Origin of the sequence: Marinibacterium sp. SX1, from assembly GCF_050389775.1 — a bacterium.
Lineage (GTDB): Bacteria > Pseudomonadota > Alphaproteobacteria > Rhodobacterales > Rhodobacteraceae > Marinibacterium.
In genome coordinates this window covers 4,095,888-4,112,614 of record NZ_CP177144.1, presented here as the reverse complement: position 1 = coordinate 4,112,614, position 16,727 = coordinate 4,095,888, and the positions used below count along the sequence as shown (strand labels likewise).

Below are 16,727 nucleotides of genomic sequence, written 5' to 3'. Positions count from 1 at the left end.
GATCGGTCCCCACCACCAGAGGCGAGCGCGGGGCGCTTGTAAACCCTGCGATTGCCGAAGCGGCAGGCCTGTGCCCGAGAACCCGCAGCGGCGCTTAGCCGTTAGTCGGCCGCCCCGCCGGGTCTTCCGGTCCGGCAGGGTGCGGCGGGTTCGGTTGTGCCTGAGGGGCTTGATCGGGCTTCGGGGGCCGTGGCCGGCTCCTTCACGGCCCGCCTGGGAGCGCAATGGTCCGGCCGGGTTGCGCCGGTCCGCGACAGTCGCTTGGTCGGCTGCCCTGCCAGTCGGGCCGGACCATCCTGTTTGGCACGGTGCGGCCCGTCCGGTCGGGCCCCGTGCGCGATGGCCGGTCCCGTCCCGGCGTGTCGGGTGGCTGCTACCCCGCCGTCGACATTTGCTGATTTGCTGTCGTTCGGCACGCCACAAAACGTCGGGAGACCCGACAAGGCCGGCTGCACATCTCTCGGCCAACAGCCGGCGCGCCAGGGTCAGCGCCAACATGGTCCGTTGCTTGTCATCCCAGAGGGCTGGAGCAACGGGCGGGCGCATGGGGGCCGGAACCAACCGACAGGCGCCCCACGGCCGGAAACGACCGGCGCCCGTCAGAGGGTCGGCGCCCGTCAGAGGGCCGGGATCGATCCGCCCGCGGGCCGGTGGCCGGGGTCAGGTGGCAGCGATCAGGTGGCCGGGGTCAGCTAATTGTCCAGCCACCACAACTCGCGGTAGCCCCGGCGCACCCGGCCGGCGGCTTCCAGCCGCGACAGGATGCGCGACACCGCCCCGCGCGACAGGACGCTCATGTCGGCCAGCTGTTCCTGCGACAGCGGGATTGCCGCCTCGCGGCCCAGGCTGGTCGTCAGCCGGCGCAGCACGGCGATCACCCGGTCCTCGGGCCGGGTGAGCATCAGGTCGCGGGCGATGCCCACGGCCACCTCGGCATTGGACGCCGTCAGCGAGGCCAGCCCGCGCCACAGCTCGGGATATTGCCGGCCGATCTCTTCCAGCGTGGCCAGCGGCAGGAAGGCCAGCCGGGTCTCGGCAATGGCCATGGTCGACACCACCCGCGGCTGGTGGGTCAGGGCCGCGCCCTCGCCGAACCAGGCCCCGGGGCCCAGCAGGTGACCGATCAGCGGCGTGGCCTCGGGGCTCTGCACCGAGATCACCCCCTGCAGCACCCGGTAGATGCCTTCCGGCGGCTCGCCCTGGCGAAAGATGTATTCCCCGCGCTGCACGGTCCTGAACCGGGTGTTGGCCAGCAGCTTTTCGATCAGCGGCTCGGGCATGGTCAGCATCCAGCTGGACGCGGATGGGGCCTGCTGCTGGTCAAGTGACATCGAAGGGTTCCTCCCCGGCTTCGCTTTCAAAACGGCGTTCTCCCGAACCTTCCCGTGACGATGCATCCTGCATCCGGGATCCGGCGGCTTTGGCCGGCATGGCGTGCTGGGCCGCATGTATGAATGTGTTTCGTTGAACGAACAATGGCCAGGTACCGGTTAACGTGTCCTGTTGGCCATGCCCGTCGGTCTTGTGATCCGGTCAGACCGGAGGGGCGCGCAGCCAGGCCGGGGCGGTCTCGGCGATGCGCAGGTGCCCGGTGCCCAGGCTGGACATGATCAGGGCCTGCAGGTGGCCCAGGGCGGCAGGCGGCTCGCAGCCCGCCGCGATCAGGGCCGAAAAGGCATCGCCCACGCCATGGGGCACCCCCTGTTGCAGGGGCGTCGTCAGCAGGCGCGGGGCCGGGTCGGCAGTCCCGGCGACATCCAGGCAGCCGGTCCGCCCCGGCCCGGCGGGCGCCGAGGTCACGATGACCCGGCAGCCGAATGTGCGGGCCGCGGCAAGGGTCTGGCCCTGCGCGTCCCGGGGCTCGGTGCCGGTTTCGCCCATCATCTCGCCCGCCTTTCCGTCCGGCCCGGTCCGGCCGGTCAGCCAGCCCAGTTCGAACAGGTTGGGCGTCAGCACATCGGCCCGGGGCGCCAGTTCGTCGCGCAGGGCCGCCGCCGCGCCGCGATCCAGGTAGAGCCCCTTGGGCGCATCGCCCAGCACCGGGTCGACAACCACGCGCAGCCCGGGCACCCGCCCGCGCATCCGGTCGATCAGCCCGGCGGCCAGGGCCACGTGGCCGGCGCTTGGCAGGTAGCCGGTCAGCAGGGTGTCGTGGTCGTCCAGCCAGCCATTGGCCTCGAGCGCGTCGATCATCGCCTGCAATTCGTCCACGGCCACGGGCCGGCCGGCCACGTTGGGCCAGCCCGGGTGATTCGACAGCAGGATCGTCGGCAGGGCCGTCACGCCCCGGCCCAGGGCCTGCAGGACGGGCACCGCCGCGGACAGCCCGACATGGCCCAGGGCCACCTGGCTCGACAGGGCGAGGACGCGGCCCGGCCCCTGCGTGTTCTGCCTGTCCATGATGATGCCTCCCGGGCGCTTGCCTGCGGACCCTAACGGCCGACTTCCCCCACGTCCATCCATGCCCCTGACCAAAGTCGTATTTGGGGGCAATCGCCCAATCCTTAACCTGTCCTCATCCCGGGAGGGGGAGAACGCAGATGAGTCCGAAGGATGACCGCAGCCGCAGCCGCGCCGGCCTGCGCGGGGTGCAGGACCGGCTGGCCGCCGGGCTGATCGGACACGAAAGGTTGATCGAACGCCTGATGATCGCCGCGCTGGCCGGAGGCCACGTGCTGATCGAAGGCGCGCCGGGCCTGGCCAAGACCCGGGCGGTCAACTGGCTGGCCCGGGCCGTCGGCGGCTCTTTTGCCCGGGTCCAGTGCACGCCCGACCTGATGCCCGCCGACCTGACCGGCACGGCGATCTTCCGGCCCGATACCGGCGGTTTTGAATTCGTCCGGGGCCCGGTCTTCCACAATGTCGTGCTGGTCGACGAGATCAACCGCGCCCCGCCCAAGGTCCAGTCGGCCCTTCTGGAAGCCATGGCCGAAGGCCAGGTGACCTCGGGCGGGGAGACCCACCGGCTGCCCGATCCCTTCCTGGCCGTGGCCACCCAGAACCCGATCGAGCACGAAGGTACCTATCCCCTGCCGGAGGCCCAGCTCGACCGGTTCCTTTTTCACGTCGCGCTGGACCTGCCCGGGGCGGCCGATGAACGCCGCATCCTCGACCTGGTCGAGGCCGAAAGCCGGGGCGACGGGCCGGGCGGCAGCGCCGATGCGCCGGCGCCCATCGGTCCCGACATGCTGCTCGAAGCCCGAAGCGAGGCGATGCAGGTCCACCTGTCGCCGGTCCTGCGCGACTACATCGTGCGACTGGTCATGGCCACGCGCGGGCCCGAGCTGGCCGAGGTTGTCGATTACGCCGTCTCGCCCCGCGGCTCGCTGGCCCTGGCCGCCGCGGCCAAGGCCCGGGCCTGGCTGGATGGCCGCGACCATGCCCTGCCGGACGATGTCCAGGCGCTGGCCGGCGATGCGCTGGCCCACCGCCTGGTGCTCAGCTGGTCGGCCCGGGCCGAAGGCCGCACGGCCCGCGCCCTGGTGGCCGAGATCCTCGACCGGACCCATGCGCTCTGATCCCCGGCTCCTCCCGGGCCGCGGCTTCGGCCGCGACGGAACGTGGCCCGACATGCTCTCCTCGTCGGGTCGCGTTCCACCTGGGGGCGGATCGTGCCGCCCCGGGCCATCGGATCGCCGGGCATGAGCGGGGCCGAGCTGCGCGCCGCCGACCTGGTCGCCCTGCGCGGGTTGGCCGGGGCCGCCCCGCGCCTGCCCGAGGGGCTGGGCGGTCTGCCCGGCAATTTCCGCGCCCGCCAGAAGGGCCAGGGCCAGGACGTGGCCGACATCCGGGCCTATGTGCCCGGCGATGACGCCCGGGCCGTCGATCGCAATGTCACCGCCCGGACCGGCACGCTGCACGTGCGCACCCACCATGCCGACCGCGACCGCACGCTGCTGCTGGTCGCCGATTTCCGGCCGTCGATGCTGTGGGGTGTGCGCCGGGCCTTCCGGTCGGTCGCCGCGGCCGAGGCCCTGGCCCTGCTGGGCTGGCGCGCGGTCGAGGCCGGCGGGCGGGTGGGGGGCGTGGCCCTGACCGCCCGGGGCAATATCGCCGTGCCGGCCCGGGGGCGCACCCGGGCGATGCTGGCGGTGATCGGCGCGCTGGTCCGCGCCCATGACCTGGCCCTGCGCGCGGCGGCGGACGGGCTGGACGACCCGCCGCTCGATGCCGCCCTGCAGAAGGTGCTGCGCATTGCCGGCCGGCGGGGCGAAATCTGCCTGGCCAGCGGGTTCGACACGCCGGGTGCGGGCCTCGACCTGGCCCTGGCCGAGCTGGCCGACCGGGGCGAGCTGCGCCGCATCCGCATCGACGACGGGCTGCGCGGCGGGCTGCCGGCGGGGCATTACCGGCTGGCCACCCCGTCGGGCCAGGCCGTGGGCGCAGTGTTCTCCGGGGCCGGGGACGGGCCGCCCGCCGGTCCCTCCGATCCGCTGGCCGATCCCCTGGCCGACCCGGTGATCGACCCGGCGCTGCCGCCGGCCCGCGCGCTGCAGATCCTGGACATGGCCCATGGCCGGCCCTGATCCCGTTGCCCAGTCTGATGCCCCCGTTGCGGCCGGTGCAGAACCTTCGGCCGGTGCCCCGGGTGCCGGTGATGCCGGTGCCATGCCCACGGTTGATGCCCCCGCTGCCGATGCCGTACCCACGGCCGATACCTCCGGTGCCACCGATGCGGCTGGGGCGGCCGATGCCAATGCTCCCGCGACTATGCCCCCCGCGACCGCCACCGATGCCGCACCCGCGCTGCTGACAGAGCCGCAGCCGCTGGTCGCCCCGCACGAAGGCGATCCGCTGGCCGGGCTCTACGGGCTGCGCCTGCCGCCCGATGTGCCGTTCCAGGGCCTGGCCGACCTGGCCGCCGCTTTGGGGGTCGGGCTGGCCCTGGCCGCGCTGCTGGCCCCGCTGGTCCTGCGCCTGACCCGCCCGCGCCCCGCCGCGCCCGATCTCGACAGCGCGATCGCCGCCCTGGCCGACCAGCCCGATGACATCCGCATTCCCGCCCTGCTGAACCTGGCCGCCCGTGACGCGCCACGGGCCGCCGCCCGGTTCCGCGCCGATCTCTACCGCCCCGGGGGCCTGCCCCCGGCGGCCGAGATCGAGCGCGCCCTGCGCGAGGATCGCTGAGATGGTCTCGCTCGCCGCGCCGCTGGCCCTTTTGCTGCTGCCCTTGCCCCTGCTGCTGCGCCGCCTGCTGCCGCCCCTGCGCGGCGGCGAGCCGGCGCTGATCGCCCCCGAGGCCACCTTTGGCTGGTTTGCCGCCCGCAGCCGGCAGGGCGGGGGCGGCGGTCCGGCCCGGCTGCGCGCCCTGCTGCCGCTGGTGGCCTGGGCCCTGCTGGTCTCGGCCCTGGCAGGCCCGCGCCAGGTCGTGCCCACCGCCGCGCTGCCCGTCTCGGGCCGCGACCTGATCCTGTCGCTCGACCTGTCGGGTTCGATGGTGCGCGAGGATTTCGCCCTGGACGGCCGGGCGCTCAGCCGGCTGGACGCGGTCAAGCAGGTCGGCGGGGCCTTTGTGCGCGGCCGGGGCGGCGACCGGGTGGGGCTGGTGATCTTCGGCTCCGAAGCCTTTGTCGCCGCCCCCCTCAGCCATGATGTCGAGGCCGTCGCCCGGACCATCGAAGAGGCCGTGATCGGCATTTCCGGCCGGGCCACCAATATCGGCGACGGGCTGGGCCTTGCGATGAAACGGCTGGAGGCCTCGGACGCCCCGTCGCGGGTGGTCATCCTGTTGTCGGACGGGGCCAGCAATGCCGGCGCCGCCCGGCCGCGCGACGTGGCTGCGCTCGCCGCGGGCATGGGCATCCGGGTGCACACCATCGCCCTTGGGCCGCTGGACATGGCCGCGGCCGAGGCCGGCACCCAGGGCGTGGTCGATGCCGCGACCCTGGCGGCCATGGCCGAGCTGAGCGGCGGCGAGACCTTCCGCGTGCGCGACATGGCCGATCTTCAGGCCGTGGCCCGGGCCATCGACGCGCTGGAGCCGGTCGAGCGGGGCGGCGTGCCGGCCGAGGTCTATCGGCCGCTGTGGATCTGGCCGGCCCTGGCCGGGATGGTCTGCCTGGTGCTGATGCCCTTGCGGGGGCGGGGCGGATGAGCGGGCGGGGCGGATGAGCGGGCTGGTCTTTCTGCGCCCGCTGTGGCTGCTGGCCCTGCCGCTGATCGCCCTGCTGGGCCTGTGGCTGTGGCGCCGGCCGGCGGCGCTGGGAGCCTGGACCACGGCGATCGATCCGGCGCTGCTGGCGGCCATGGCCCGGATCGGCCGGGTGCCCGAGGCCCGGCAGGGCCGGGTGGCGCTGGTGCCGCTGGTGGCCGCCGGATGGGTGGCCCTGGCCCTGGCCGGCCCGGCCGTCGACCGGCGCGACGCGCCCAGCTTCCGCAATCTTGACGGGGTGGTGCTGGTCATGGACCTGTCGCCCTCGGTGACCGGCGGCGATGCGCTTGCGTCCCTGCGCACGGCCGCCCGGGTGGTGCTGGCCCGGCTGGGAGCCCGGCCGGCGGGGCTGGTTGTCTTTGCCGGGGATGCCTATGTCGCCGCACCGCTGACCAGCGACACCCGCCAGCTGGGCCTGACCGTTGCGCTGCTGGACGACAGCATCGTGCCCGATCCGGGCAGCCGGCCGGGCCGGGGGCTGGTCCTGGCCGGGCAATTGCTGGACGAGGCGCGGATCGTGGCCGGTGATGTCGTGCTGTTCAGCGATGGCGGCGGGCTGGACGCCACGGCCGAGGCCGCCGCCCGGGCGCTGGCCGCCGGCGGGCACCGGCTGTGGGTGCTGGCGCCAGGCGGGGCGGATCTGGGCGGTGACGTGGGTGTGTCGGGCGCGGTCCCGGTGGCGGGCGAGGGCCTTGCGGCCCCTGCGGGCGCGGACAGGGGCCGTTCCGGTCCTGTGGGGGCAGACCCGGGCCTTGCGGCCCTGGCGCAGGCCGGCGGCGGCGAGGCCTTTGCGGCCGACCGGGCCGGGCCGCTGGTCGATGCGATCACCCGGGGCAAGGCCCGGCGCCTGGCCGAGACCGACATCGCCCTCGTCTCGCTGCGCGATCTCGGGCCCTGGCTGCTGCTGCCGGCCCTGGCCCTGCTGGCGCTGCTGTTCCGGAGGCCGGCATGAGCGTCCGGCCCGCCGCGCTGCGGCTCGGCCTGGGGGCCGGGGCCTTGGCCTGCCTCGGGCTGGCGCTGGTGCTGGGCGGCGGTGCGCCCTTCGGGCGGCTGGCCCTGGCGCTGGGGCTGACCGGGCCGGCCCGGCTGATCCTGGCCGATCCGGCCTGGCAGGCCACCGCCGCCGCGCGGGCCGGTGATCACGCCGCCGCGGCCCGCAGTTTCGCCCTTGCGCCGGGGGGTGATTTCAACGCCGGCGTGGCGCTGGCCCGCGACGGTCGCTATGCCGCCGCGCTCGAGGCCTTTGACCGGGCCGTGGCCGCCGATCCCGACGACCGCGAGGCGGCGGCGAATTTCGAGCTGGTCACGCGGATCTATGCCGGCACGGCCATCACGCTGGACGCGGCCTTTGCCCTGATCGAACGCGAGGACGACGGGCCGACAGCCGAGGCCCAGGTCGGCCTGGGCAATGTCCGCGCGGCGGGCAGCGGCGACGAAGCGACCAACGCGGGGACCTCGCTGTCGATGGCCGAGCTGACCTCGCGCAAGCGGCTGGGCGTGCGCAAGCAGTTCGACGACCGGTTCATGCTGGCCAACGACCGCTGGCTGCGCACGCTGTCGGACGTGCCCGGGGCCTTCCTTGCCGCGCGGATCGCCGAGGAACGCAAGCGCCGCATCGCCGCCGGGCTGGCCCCGCCGCCGGCGGAGGACGGTCAATGAGCCGGGCAGGCGCCTGTGCAGGCGCGTGGCATGCCCGCTTGGCTGTCGCCCTGGCGCGCCTGTTGCCGGCCCTGTGCGCCCTCGTGACCCTGGTGCTGTGGCCCGTCACGACCCGGGCCCAGGACGTCGGCCCGGGCGATCTGACCCTGGAACTGCGCATCGAGGACGGGCCCGCGGTGCCCTATGTCGGTGAGATGGTCCTGGTCACGCTGATCGGCACCTTCCGCCTGCCGATCATCCGCGAAGAGCTGATCCAGCCCAGGCTGGAGGGGTTCAGCTGGATGCAGCTGGGCACCGATTACTGGTCGGACCAGCGCGTCGACGGCTACCCGGTCAAGGTCTTCCGCCGGCGCATGGCCCTGTTTCCCGAACGGGCCGGGCCGCTGACCATCGGGGCCTTCACCCACCGGCTGACCCTGCTGGGGCCGCACAACAAATGGGTCGAACATGACATCCGCTCGGCGCCGGTCGACATCACCGTTGCGCCCAAGCCCGAGGTCGAAGGCTGGTGGCTGCCCGTCCGCCAGCTGCGCGTGTCGGACGATTGGTCGAATGCGCCCGACCAGCTGGGCGCCGGCGAAGGCGTGCTGCGCGTCATCCGGCTGGAAGCCCTGGGCATCTCGCCCGACCTTCTGCCGCCGATGCCCGAGCTGAAGAGCCCCGGGGCGGTGATCTTTCCCCATCCCGAGAAACGGCTGGTCGACCTGTCGCCCCAGGGGCCGGTGGCCGTGGCCTTCTGGCGCTGGACGATCATGCCCCAGGACCCGCCGTCGGCCATTGTCGAGCCGGTCGAAATCCGGTTCTTCGACACGCTGGCCCGCGAGATGCGGCTGGTCACGATCTCGCCCCAGCGGGTGGCCATGGGCAGCGCGGCCATGGCGGCTCTGCCGCCGCCCCAGCCGCCGGGCCGGCCGCGTGCCGGGCTGGCGGTGGTGGCGCTGGTGCTGGGGTTGGGTGTCGGGCTTGGCGCGCTGGTCGCCGGGCGTCGGCCGGGCGGGCGGGCGCGGATCCTGTGGCAGCTGGGGCTGGACCCCGACCAGAGGGCGCTGGCCCGGGCGGCCCGGCGTGGCGATGCGCCGGCGGCCTGGCGCGCGGCGCGCCGGTTGCTGGCCCGCCATCCGGGGCCGGGCGCCCGCGCCGCCCTGGCCCGGTTCGAAACCGCGGTATTCGCCGATCCGCCCGCCGCGCCCGACCTGGCCGCCTTTCGCCGCGACCTACTGGCCGGCCTCTCCGCCTGATCCGTTTTCCCACGGAAAACGGCCCGGAATTTTCGAAAATTCCGGGGCTCGGGCGGTGGCCTGGCGCCGGGTGTTCACGCCCTGACCGATCCGGGGCATTTCCCCGCCCCATCGCCCGTTTCTTCGGCACATTCCGCTGCCATCCCGCCGGGTGTCTTGCCCCCGGCCGGGCCTTTGTCTCAGCTGCGGCAACATCGCCAGGACACGACCGAAAGGACCGCAGGAATGAACGAAGGGCAGGGCCAGCTGGCCGGACAACGGGCGCTGGTCACCGGCGCGGCCTCGGGCATCGGGCAGGCCTGCGCGCTGGCCCTGGCCGGGGCGGGGGCCGAGGTCATCGCCGCCGACCTGGCCGATTGCGCCGCCACAACCGCCCGCACCGGCGGGCCCGACGGCCTGCGCGTCGATGTTGCTGACGCCGACAGCGTGGACGCGCTTTACGCGGCGGCCGGTCCCCTGGATATCGTCGTGCATTGCGCGGGCATCCTGCTCGAAGGCCCGACGCTCGACATGGATGTCGCCGCGTTCGACCGCCAGGTGGCGGTCAACCTGCGCGGGTCCTTCCTGGTGGCCCAGGGCGCGCTGCGCGGCATGGCCCCGCGCGGGGCCGGTAACCTGGTGCTGACGGCCTCAGAACTCGGTGTGCTGGGCCGGGCCGATTTCGCGGGCTATTGCGCGACCAAGGCCGGGGTGATCGGCCTGACCCGGGCCCTGGCCCGGGAATTCGCCCCGGACATCCGGGTCAATTGCGTGGCCCCCGGGCCGACCGACACGCCGATGCTGGGCGCCGACACGATGTCGGCCGAATGGCGTGCCCGGGAGGCCGACAACCCGATGCAGCGCATCGGTACGCCGGCCGAAATCGCCTCGGCCGTACTCTGGCTGGTGTCGCCGGGCGCCGGTTTCATGACCGGCCAGACGCTCTGCCCGTCGGGCGGGGCGGTGATGCTCTGAAGGAGATCCCCATGATCCGTACCCCCATCCCCTGGCCGGGCGGCGCCAAGGTTGCCGTGGCCATCAGTTTCGACATGGATACCGACAGCCTGATCCACATCGAGAAAGGCCGCGCCGGGGTGAATTATCTCTCGACGATCTCGATGCTGCGCTACGGGCCCGAGGTGGCCATCCCGCGCATCCTCGACGGTTACCGCCGCTTCGGCCTGAAACAGACGTTCTTCATCCCGGCCTGGTGCATCGAACAGCATCCCCGGACGGTCGAGGCCATCGTCGAGGCCGGCCACGAAGTGGGCTTTCACGGCTATATCCACGAAGCGCCCAATGCGCTGCCGCCCGAAGAGGAACGATACTGGATGCAGCGCTCGATCGAGGTGATCGAGCGGTTCACGGGCAAGCGGCCGCGCGGCAACCGTTCGCCGCTCTACAACATGTCGCAGCATACGCCGGGCTTCCTGGCCGAAGAGGGCTTTCTCTACGACAGCTCGCTGATGGGCGATGACGTGCCCTACCTGCTGGCCCCGCCGCAGGGCGAGCTGATCGAGCTGCCGGTCAGCTGGGCCACCGACGACTGGCCGCCCTACGTGCATTCGATCGACCTGGACTACATGTTCCAGGTCATGTCGCCCGACCGCGCGATGGAAGTCTTCATGGCCGAGTTCCACGCCATGCTGCGGGCCGGCGGCGGGCTGTGGATCGCGGTCTGGCATCCCTTTGTCTCGGGGCGGCTGTCGCGCTGGCAGCGGGTGGAACAGATGATCGAGGACATGCAGGAGACCGGCGAGGTCTGGTTTGCCACGCTGGAAGAGATCGCCAGCCATTGCAAGACGCTCAACGACAGCGGCGCGCTTGCCCTGCGGCGCGAGACGCTCCCCCTTTACGGTGGGCAATCGCCGCTGCCGGATCCCCTGCCGTCGAGTATGCCCGGCGACTGATCCGCGCCCTTGCCCGGAACCGGGTGTGGGTGGCCGACGGACGGCCGGATATTTAAGAAGAGAAAGAAGCAGCAGGCCGGCGCCCTGTGCCGGCTGCTGCAATCGGTCGGCAAGGGCGCGATCTTCCTGCTTCTTTCTCTTTCCAAGTATTCCCGGGGGAGTCCTCCAACGGAGGACGGGGGCAGCGCCCCCACTTACCCCCGTGCGTGCAGGATCCGACCGATGATGTTGAGCAGCACCTGCGCCGCCAGGATCGATGTCGAGCCGGTCGGATCGTAATCGGGCGCGACCTCGACCAGGTCGATGCCCACGATCCTCTGGCGCTGGGCCAGGATCGCGATCAGCTCCAGCACCTCGTAATAGACAAACCCGCCGTGGCTGGGCGTGCCCGTGCCCGGGGCGATCGAGGGATCGAACCCGTCGATGTCGATGGTCAGGTAGAGATCCACCTCCGCCGGCACCCGCGCGGCCACGGCCTCGACGCCCAGGGCGCGGATCTGGCGGACCGACAGGATGTCGGACCCGCGCGCCCGGGCATCGTCATAGCCTTCCTTCGCCGTCGAGGATACGTTGCGGATGCCGAACTGGCTGAGCCCCGTGACATAGTCCTTTTCCGCAGCACGCCGCATCGGGTTGCCGTGGCCGTAGCGCACCCCGTGGCGTTCGTCGACGAAATCGAGATGGGCATCGATCTGCACCACGTGGATGGGCCCGTGATCGGAAAAGGCGTTGATGCAGGGGATGTTGACCGAATGATCGCCGCCCAGCACCACCGGCAGCGCGCCCGCCGCCAGGATCTTGCGCACCCCGTGTTCGATGGCCGCATGGCTGGCCATGGTGTCGGTATGCACGATATCCGCATCGCCCAGGTCGACGATCCGCGCGCCGTCCAGGTAGGTGACGTCGTCCTCGTGGTCGTAGGCCCCGGCATGGCCGAAGGCAAACAGCGTCGAGGCCTCGCGGATGCCCCGCGGGCCGAACCGCGCCCCGGCGCGCCACTGGGTGCCGAAATCGAAAGGCGCGCCCAGGATGCAGACATCGGCGTCGATCGCGTCCCAATCTTCGACATAGGGGTATTTGCCGAAGGTCGCGATGCCCACGAAGGGCAGGTTCAGCCGGCCGCTCTCGTAGCCGTGGCTCATTTGTCCGCTCCCTGGAAATAGGTCGCCGGGTCAAAGCTTTGCGGCCGGCCGGGCAGCGACAGCCGGGGCAGGGACGGCGCGGTTTCGGCAATGACCTGTCCGCGCCGCATGACCATGCGCGGGGCCGGGCGCAGGCGCAGGGCCTCCCAGGACGACGTGGCATCCAGCAGCACCAGGTCGGCGCTGCATCTCGGTTCCAGGCCCAGGTGGTCGAGCTTCATGATCCCGGCCGGCGCCGTGGTCACGTTGTCAAAGGCCCGGCCCAGCCCGGCCACATCGGTCATGTGCAGCACATGCGCCGCGAGGAAGGCCACGTCGCCCAGGGCGCAGCGGCCCAGCGGATACCAGGGATCCAGCACGCAATCCTGGGCAAAGCCCACCGTCACGCCGGCGGCCATCAGCTCGGGCACCCGGGCCATGCCGCGGCGCTTGGGATAGCTGTCGTAGCGGCCCTGCAGATGGGTGTTCACCGCCGGGTTCACCGCCACGTTGATGCCCGAGGCTGCAATCCGGGTGATCAGGCGGGCGGCATAGAAATTGTCCATCGAATGCATCGAGGTCAGGTGCGAGCCCGTCACGCGGTCATGCAGGCCCAGCCGTTCGGCCTCGTAGACCAGCGTTTCGATGTGGCGCGAATTGGGGTCGTCGTTCTCGTCGCAATGCATGTCGACCATCACGCCGCGTTCGGCCGCGATCTCGCAGAGCGCGGTGATCGACGCCCGGCCCAGCTCGGCGGTCTTTTCCAGGTGCGGCGCGCCGCCGACCACGTCAAAGCCCAGGTCGAGCGCCTCGCGGATCGTGTCGCCCATGGTCTCGCGGCAGTAGAACCCCATCTGCGGAAAGGCCACCAGCTGCAGGTCGATGTAATCGGCAACCTCTTCCTTGACCTCGGCCAGCGCCTTGGCCGCGACAAGGTCCGGGTCGGTCACGTCGACATGGGTGCGCACGGCCAGCAGGCCCTGGGATACGGCAATGTCGAAATAGCGCCGGGCGCGTTCCTTGTAATCCTCGAAGGTGAAATCCGGGGCCATGCGGGCCCAGAGCGCGATGCCCTCGGCCAGCGTGCCGCTTTGATTGTATTCACCGTTCAGCCCCAGCGACAGGGTGGCATCGAGGTGGAAATGGCAATCGACGAAGGGCGTCGAGACCAGCCGCCCGGCGGCATCGATGGTCTGGCCGCCGCTCAGGCCCGGGGCGATCCGGGCGATCCGGCCATCGGCGATGGCAATGTCCATCCCCGTCCGGCCGTCGGGCAGGGTGGCGTTGGTGATCAGCGTGTCGAAGCTCATGCGCGATATTCCATTCCGAAGGCGCCCGCGATCTGGCGGGCGAGCGAGGGGACCAGGGCCTCCACCAGCGCCTTGCCCTTCTCCGGCGAGGCGCCCGCCGCCGAGGACAGCGCCCCGGAATGGCAGACCGAATGCGGATCGAACGGGTAGACGTCGTAGGGCGGAAACTCTGCGGGCGGATGATCGGGGATCCGGTCGGCGCGCACAAGGTCGGGCCGCAGGTGCATCATCGACGAGGTTTCCATCACCGCCGCGTGTTCCAGCTCCCACGAGATCAGGCCTTCGGGAAAGAGCATCTCTTCGAGCGGTTCGTCGATCATGATCCAATAGCCCAGCTTCACGATCCGCGTGCCCTCGATCCCTTCGGCCCTGAGCATGCGCAGGGCCAGGTCCGAGGCTTCGGTGAGGAACATCTGGTTTTCCATGTGCCCGTCAAAGAGCACGATCCGCGTCAGCCCGTGGCGGGCGAAATCGCAGATCAGGTCGCGCACCATCAGCGTGTAGGTGTTGCCATCCAGAGCCGCGCAGCCGGGCATGTGGTTGCCGCCGCCCGATTTCGGCTGCGACTTGTAGCCATAGGACAGCGTCGGCGCGACCAATGCATCGAGATGGCCGGCCACCCGTTCGGCCAGCATGGTGGGCATCATCGCATCGGTGCCCAGCGGCAGGTGCGGCCCGTGCTGTTCCAGCGCGCCGGTGGGCAGGATGACGATCGGCGGGCCGGCCTTGATACGGGCGTCCAGCTCTTCCCAGGTCATGTGGTCCAGTCGTGTCATGTCCAGGCGGGCTCCTGTCCCAGCCGGTGCACGCCGACATCGCGGCCATTGGCCTTGCGATGGACCTGCCAGAAGGCCGCTTCGAACGCCCGGTTCAGCGCCTCGGTTTCCTCGTGGGCGGCCATGAAGGCGGGCATTTCCTCGCGCAGTTCGGCCAGAAGCTCGGCCTCGTTCACGCGCAGGCATTGGCCGTTCTCGGCCATGATCTCGCCGTTGACGATGGCATGGGTGATCGACCGGCCGTCCTCGCAATAGACCACGTGGTTGGCGATGTCGTTGAGCGGGGTGAATGGCAGGGTGTTGAGGTCGATGACCAGCATGTCGGCCTTCTTGCCCGGCTCCAGCGAGCCGGCCTGGTCGCCCAGGCAGGCCGAGCGGGCGCCGCCCAGGGTGCCCGCGCGGATGACGTCCTCGGCCGAGAGCCAGAAATCGGTGTCGGGCGTCTGCACGTTGTGGATCAGCCCCGCGGCATGCATCACCGGGAACATCCGCGTGGTGTCCGAGGTTGAAATCCCGTCCGAACCGAGCGCCACGTTCACCCCCGCGTTCAAGAGCCGCCGCACCGGGGCCACGCCCGCGCCCAGCTTCTGGTTGGAAATCACGTTGTGCACGATGGAACAGCCGGCCTCGCCTATCAGCTCGATATCCGCATCCGTCACCCAGATCGAATGGGCAATCGTCGTGCGTTTCTTCAGCAGACCGTGGCGGTGCATATGGGCGATCAGGGTTTCGCCAAAGAATTCCTGCCCGGTGACCGCCTGCACCTTGGTTTCCAGGATATGGGTGTGGAAGGGCACGTCATGGGCCTCGGCCAGCTCCATCGCCGCCTGCATCAGCTCGACCGTGCAGCGTTGGGGCGCGGACGGGGCCAGCATGAAGTTCAGCCGGCCGGACCGGCCATGCAGCCGGGTCAGCGCGTCCTTGCAGATGGCCAGCCAGTCCTCGGCCGCCATCGGCGTGCCGGCATCGGCGCGGGCCTGCACATCGGCGGGCACGAAATCGCGGGCAAAGGGGATCGTGTCGAGGAACGGCCGGTTGACCACATGCCCCGAGATCGTCGCACGCAGGCCCACGTCGTCATAGGCCTGAAACAGCGCGTCCAGCTGGTCGGGTGTCTGGTAGGGGCTTTCGTAAACATCGTCGGTCACGCAGGTCGTGCCGGTCTTGAGCGATTCGATGGCGCAGAGCGCGGTGCGCAAATAGACCAGCCGGGGCGACAGCACCGGCGCGCCGAGGATCGGATAGGCATAAAGCATCCAGACCTCGAGCGGCATGTTGTCATAGCGGCCCTTGTAGAGCGCCTCGTTCGAATGCATGTGGCTGTTGACCAGCCCGGGCATCACCAGCTTGTCGGTCCCGTCGATCAGCGTGTCGGCGGACGACAGGTCCAGCCCCGGGCCGATGGCCGCGATCCGGTCGTCTTCGATCAGGATATCGGCGGTAAAGGGCCGGGCGCCGTTCTCGGCATCCATCGACAGGATGCGCGCGCCCTTGATGGCAATGCTCATTGGTCTTCCTTCAGGACATAGGCAACCTCGGCCGGCCAGCTGGCATGGATCGTCGTGCCCACGTCCAGCGACAGCCGGTCAAGCTCGCTCTGTTGTTTCTGCACTTTCATCCCGGTGCCATCGGCCAGCTCCAGCAGGAGCGTCACGAAGGACCCGGTGAATTCCTCGGTCAGCAGCGTGGCCGCGACCTCGTTCTCGGCGCCCGTGGGCGTGGCCGACAGGGTCACGCGGTCGGCCGGCACCAGGAACACGGCCTTGTCGCCCGGCGCGGCCTGTTGGCCATCGGTGGCGCGGAACGGGCCGAGGGCGGTGTCGATGCGCCCGTCGGGGGCAACCTGGCCCGCGATGATCGTGTTGGCGCCCACGAATTCGGCAACGAAACGGTTGGCCGGCGCGCGATAGACATCCCTGGCCGCGCCGATCTGCTGCACCCGGCCTTCGGACATGATCGCCACGCGGTCGGCCAGGGCAAAGGCTTCGGATTGCGAATGGGTCACGTAGATGAAGGTGATGCCCAGTTCGCGGTGCAGGCGCTTCAGCTCGGATTGCATGTGCAGCCGCAGGTGGGCGTCGAGCGCGGACAGCGGCTCGTCCAGCAGCAGGATTTCCGGCTCCAAAGCCAGGGCGCGGGCCAGTGCCACGCGCTGGCGCTGGCCGCCCGACAGCTGGTCGACCTTGCGTTTGGCGAAATCGGAAATGCCCAGCCGTTCCATCCATTCGCCGGCCTTCCGGCGCCGGTCGGGCGCCGTGGCCCGGCCTTTCTGCTTCAGCCCGAATTCGACATTCTCGGCCACGGTCATGAAGGGAAACAGCGCGTAGGATTGCCAGACCATGGGCATGTCGCGTTCCCAGGGCGGCAGGTCGGTGATCTCGCGATCCCAGAGCCGGATCGCCCCGTCGGAAGGAAACTCCAGCCCCGCCAGCATCCGCAACGTGGTGGACTTGCCGCAGCCCGAGGGGCCCATCAGGGCCAGGAATTCGCCCTTTTCCACCGAAAAGGATGTCGGGTGCAGGGCGGTGTTGGAGCCAAAGCGCTTGGTGACGCCGTCGAGGGTAAGGATATGGCGCATGGAGA

The 16,727-nt window shown here is 70.9% G+C and carries 16 protein-coding genes; 9 read left to right on the top strand and 7 right to left on the bottom strand.

Going from position 1 to position 16,727, the window contains the following annotated elements:
• Positions 1 to 692 precede the first annotated feature (692 nt).
• Together ACK3BB_RS18595 and ACK3BB_RS18590 are read right to left on the bottom strand one after the other, a co-directional pair.
• Positions 693 to 1,331, bottom strand: a complete 639-nt coding sequence (locus ACK3BB_RS18595) for a Crp/Fnr family transcriptional regulator (protein WP_428926133.1) — start codon at positions 1,329 to 1,331, stop codon at positions 693 to 695.
• Between the two features lie 202 nt (positions 1,332 to 1,533).
• On the bottom strand, positions 1,534 to 2,400 hold the full coding sequence (locus ACK3BB_RS18590) for a pyridoxal kinase (RefSeq protein WP_428926132.1): 867 nt from the start codon (positions 2,398 to 2,400) through the stop codon (positions 1,534 to 1,536).
• Positions 2,401 to 2,540: 140 nt separating this feature from the next.
• Between ACK3BB_RS18590 and ACK3BB_RS18585 the strand changes: the two genes are divergently transcribed.
• From ACK3BB_RS18585 to ACK3BB_RS18545, 9 genes are all read left to right on the top strand, one after another.
• On the top strand, positions 2,541 to 3,518 hold the full coding sequence (locus tag ACK3BB_RS18585; protein WP_428926131.1) for an AAA family ATPase: 978 nt from the start codon (positions 2,541 to 2,543) through the stop codon (positions 3,516 to 3,518).
• A gap of 123 nt (positions 3,519 to 3,641) precedes the next feature.
• Positions 3,642 to 4,526 (top strand): DUF58 domain-containing protein, encoded by an 885-nt coding sequence (locus ACK3BB_RS18580; RefSeq protein ID WP_428926130.1) that lies wholly within the window; start codon positions 3,642 to 3,644, stop codon positions 4,524 to 4,526.
• Between the two features lie 82 nt (positions 4,527 to 4,608).
• The gene (locus ACK3BB_RS18575) at positions 4,609 to 5,127 is read left to right on the top strand and encodes a hypothetical protein (RefSeq protein ID WP_428926129.1); all 519 of its coding nucleotides are present in this window, start codon (positions 4,609 to 4,611) and stop codon (positions 5,125 to 5,127) included.
• A gap of 1 nt (position 5,128) precedes the next feature.
• Complete coding sequence (locus tag ACK3BB_RS18570; RefSeq protein WP_428926128.1) at positions 5,129 to 6,094, top strand: VWA domain-containing protein; 966 nt, start codon at positions 5,129 to 5,131, stop codon at positions 6,092 to 6,094.
• 13 nt (positions 6,095 to 6,107) lie between these two features.
• On the top strand, positions 6,108 to 7,103 hold the full coding sequence (locus ACK3BB_RS18565; RefSeq protein WP_428926127.1) for a VWA domain-containing protein: 996 nt from the start codon (positions 6,108 to 6,110) through the stop codon (positions 7,101 to 7,103).
• A complete protein-coding gene (locus ACK3BB_RS18560) occupies positions 7,100 to 7,810 on the top strand; it encodes a hypothetical protein (RefSeq protein ID WP_428926126.1) in 711 nt (236 codons plus the stop codon). Before ACK3BB_RS18565 ends, ACK3BB_RS18560 begins: the two co-directional genes overlap by 4 nt.
• A gap of 38 nt (positions 7,811 to 7,848) precedes the next feature.
• Positions 7,849 to 9,048: a hypothetical protein gene (locus ACK3BB_RS18555; RefSeq protein ID WP_428926125.1), complete on the top strand. Its 1,200-nt coding sequence runs from the start codon at positions 7,849 to 7,851 to the stop codon at positions 9,046 to 9,048.
• Positions 9,049 to 9,273: 225 nt separating this feature from the next.
• Entirely contained in the window at positions 9,274 to 10,002 is a 729-nt protein-coding gene (locus tag ACK3BB_RS18550; protein ID WP_428926124.1) for an SDR family NAD(P)-dependent oxidoreductase, read from the top strand.
• 11 nt (positions 10,003 to 10,013) lie between these two features.
• Complete coding sequence (locus tag ACK3BB_RS18545) at positions 10,014 to 10,937, top strand: polysaccharide deacetylase family protein (protein WP_428926123.1); 924 nt, start codon at positions 10,014 to 10,016, stop codon at positions 10,935 to 10,937.
• A 194-nt stretch (positions 10,938 to 11,131) separates the two neighbouring features.
• Here ACK3BB_RS18545 and speB read toward each other — a convergent pair whose 3' ends face one another.
• From speB to ACK3BB_RS18520, 5 genes are read right to left on the bottom strand one after another with little or no spacing between them, the layout of a single operon-like run.
• Positions 11,132 to 12,079 (bottom strand): agmatinase, encoded by a 948-nt coding sequence (speB, locus tag ACK3BB_RS18540; protein ID WP_428926122.1) that lies wholly within the window; start codon positions 12,077 to 12,079, stop codon positions 11,132 to 11,134.
• Positions 12,076 to 13,368, bottom strand: coding sequence for a cytosine deaminase (locus ACK3BB_RS18535; protein ID WP_428926121.1), 1,293 nt, complete (start codon positions 13,366 to 13,368; stop codon positions 12,076 to 12,078). Before ACK3BB_RS18535 ends, speB begins: the two co-directional genes overlap by 4 nt.
• Entirely contained in the window at positions 13,365 to 14,144 is a 780-nt protein-coding gene (locus ACK3BB_RS18530; protein ID WP_428926120.1) for a creatininase, read from the bottom strand. The genes ACK3BB_RS18535 and ACK3BB_RS18530 overlap by 4 nt, the downstream gene beginning before the upstream one ends.
• Positions 14,141 to 15,652, bottom strand: a complete 1,512-nt coding sequence (locus tag ACK3BB_RS18525; protein ID WP_428926119.1) for an amidohydrolase family protein — start codon at positions 15,650 to 15,652, stop codon at positions 14,141 to 14,143. Before ACK3BB_RS18525 ends, ACK3BB_RS18530 begins: the two co-directional genes overlap by 4 nt.
• Positions 15,649 to 16,722, bottom strand: coding sequence for an ABC transporter ATP-binding protein (locus tag ACK3BB_RS18520; protein ID WP_428926118.1), 1,074 nt, complete (start codon positions 16,720 to 16,722; stop codon positions 15,649 to 15,651). Before ACK3BB_RS18520 ends, ACK3BB_RS18525 begins: the two co-directional genes overlap by 4 nt.
• Between the last annotated feature and the right edge of the window lie 5 nt (positions 16,723 to 16,727).

Bases quoted from the DNA above. Each gene is read 5' to 3' on its own strand.
- ACK3BB_RS18595 (WP_428926133.1), bottom strand. From the start codon at position 1,331: ATGTCACTTGACCAGCAGCAGGCCCCATCCGCGTCCAGCTGGATGCTG.
- ACK3BB_RS18590 (WP_428926132.1), bottom strand. From the start codon at position 2,400: ATGGACAGGCAGAACACGCAGGGGCCGGGCCGCGTCCTCGCCCTGTCG.
- ACK3BB_RS18585 (WP_428926131.1), top strand. From the start codon at position 2,541: ATGAGTCCGAAGGATGACCGCAGCCGCAGCCGCGCCGGCCTGCGCGGG.
- ACK3BB_RS18580 (WP_428926130.1), top strand. From the start codon at position 3,642: ATGAGCGGGGCCGAGCTGCGCGCCGCCGACCTGGTCGCCCTGCGCGGG.
- ACK3BB_RS18575 (WP_428926129.1), top strand. From the start codon at position 4,609: ATGCCCACGGTTGATGCCCCCGCTGCCGATGCCGTACCCACGGCCGAT.
- ACK3BB_RS18570 (WP_428926128.1), top strand. From the start codon at position 5,129: ATGGTCTCGCTCGCCGCGCCGCTGGCCCTTTTGCTGCTGCCCTTGCCC.
- ACK3BB_RS18565 (WP_428926127.1), top strand. From the start codon at position 6,108: ATGAGCGGGCTGGTCTTTCTGCGCCCGCTGTGGCTGCTGGCCCTGCCG.
- ACK3BB_RS18560 (WP_428926126.1), top strand. From the start codon at position 7,100: ATGAGCGTCCGGCCCGCCGCGCTGCGGCTCGGCCTGGGGGCCGGGGCC.
- ACK3BB_RS18550 (WP_428926124.1), top strand. From the start codon at position 9,274: ATGAACGAAGGGCAGGGCCAGCTGGCCGGACAACGGGCGCTGGTCACC.
- ACK3BB_RS18545 (WP_428926123.1), top strand. From the start codon at position 10,014: ATGATCCGTACCCCCATCCCCTGGCCGGGCGGCGCCAAGGTTGCCGTG.
- speB (WP_428926122.1), bottom strand. From the start codon at position 12,079: ATGAGCCACGGCTACGAGAGCGGCCGGCTGAACCTGCCCTTCGTGGGC.
- ACK3BB_RS18535 (WP_428926121.1), bottom strand. From the start codon at position 13,368: ATGAGCTTCGACACGCTGATCACCAACGCCACCCTGCCCGACGGCCGG.
- ACK3BB_RS18530 (WP_428926120.1), bottom strand. From the start codon at position 14,144: ATGACACGACTGGACCACATGACCTGGGAAGAGCTGGACGCCCGTATC.
- ACK3BB_RS18525 (WP_428926119.1), bottom strand. From the start codon at position 15,652: ATGAGCATTGCCATCAAGGGCGCGCGCATCCTGTCGATGGATGCCGAG.
- ACK3BB_RS18520 (WP_428926118.1), bottom strand. From the start codon at position 16,722: ATGCGCCATATCCTTACCCTCGACGGCGTCACCAAGCGCTTTGGCTCC.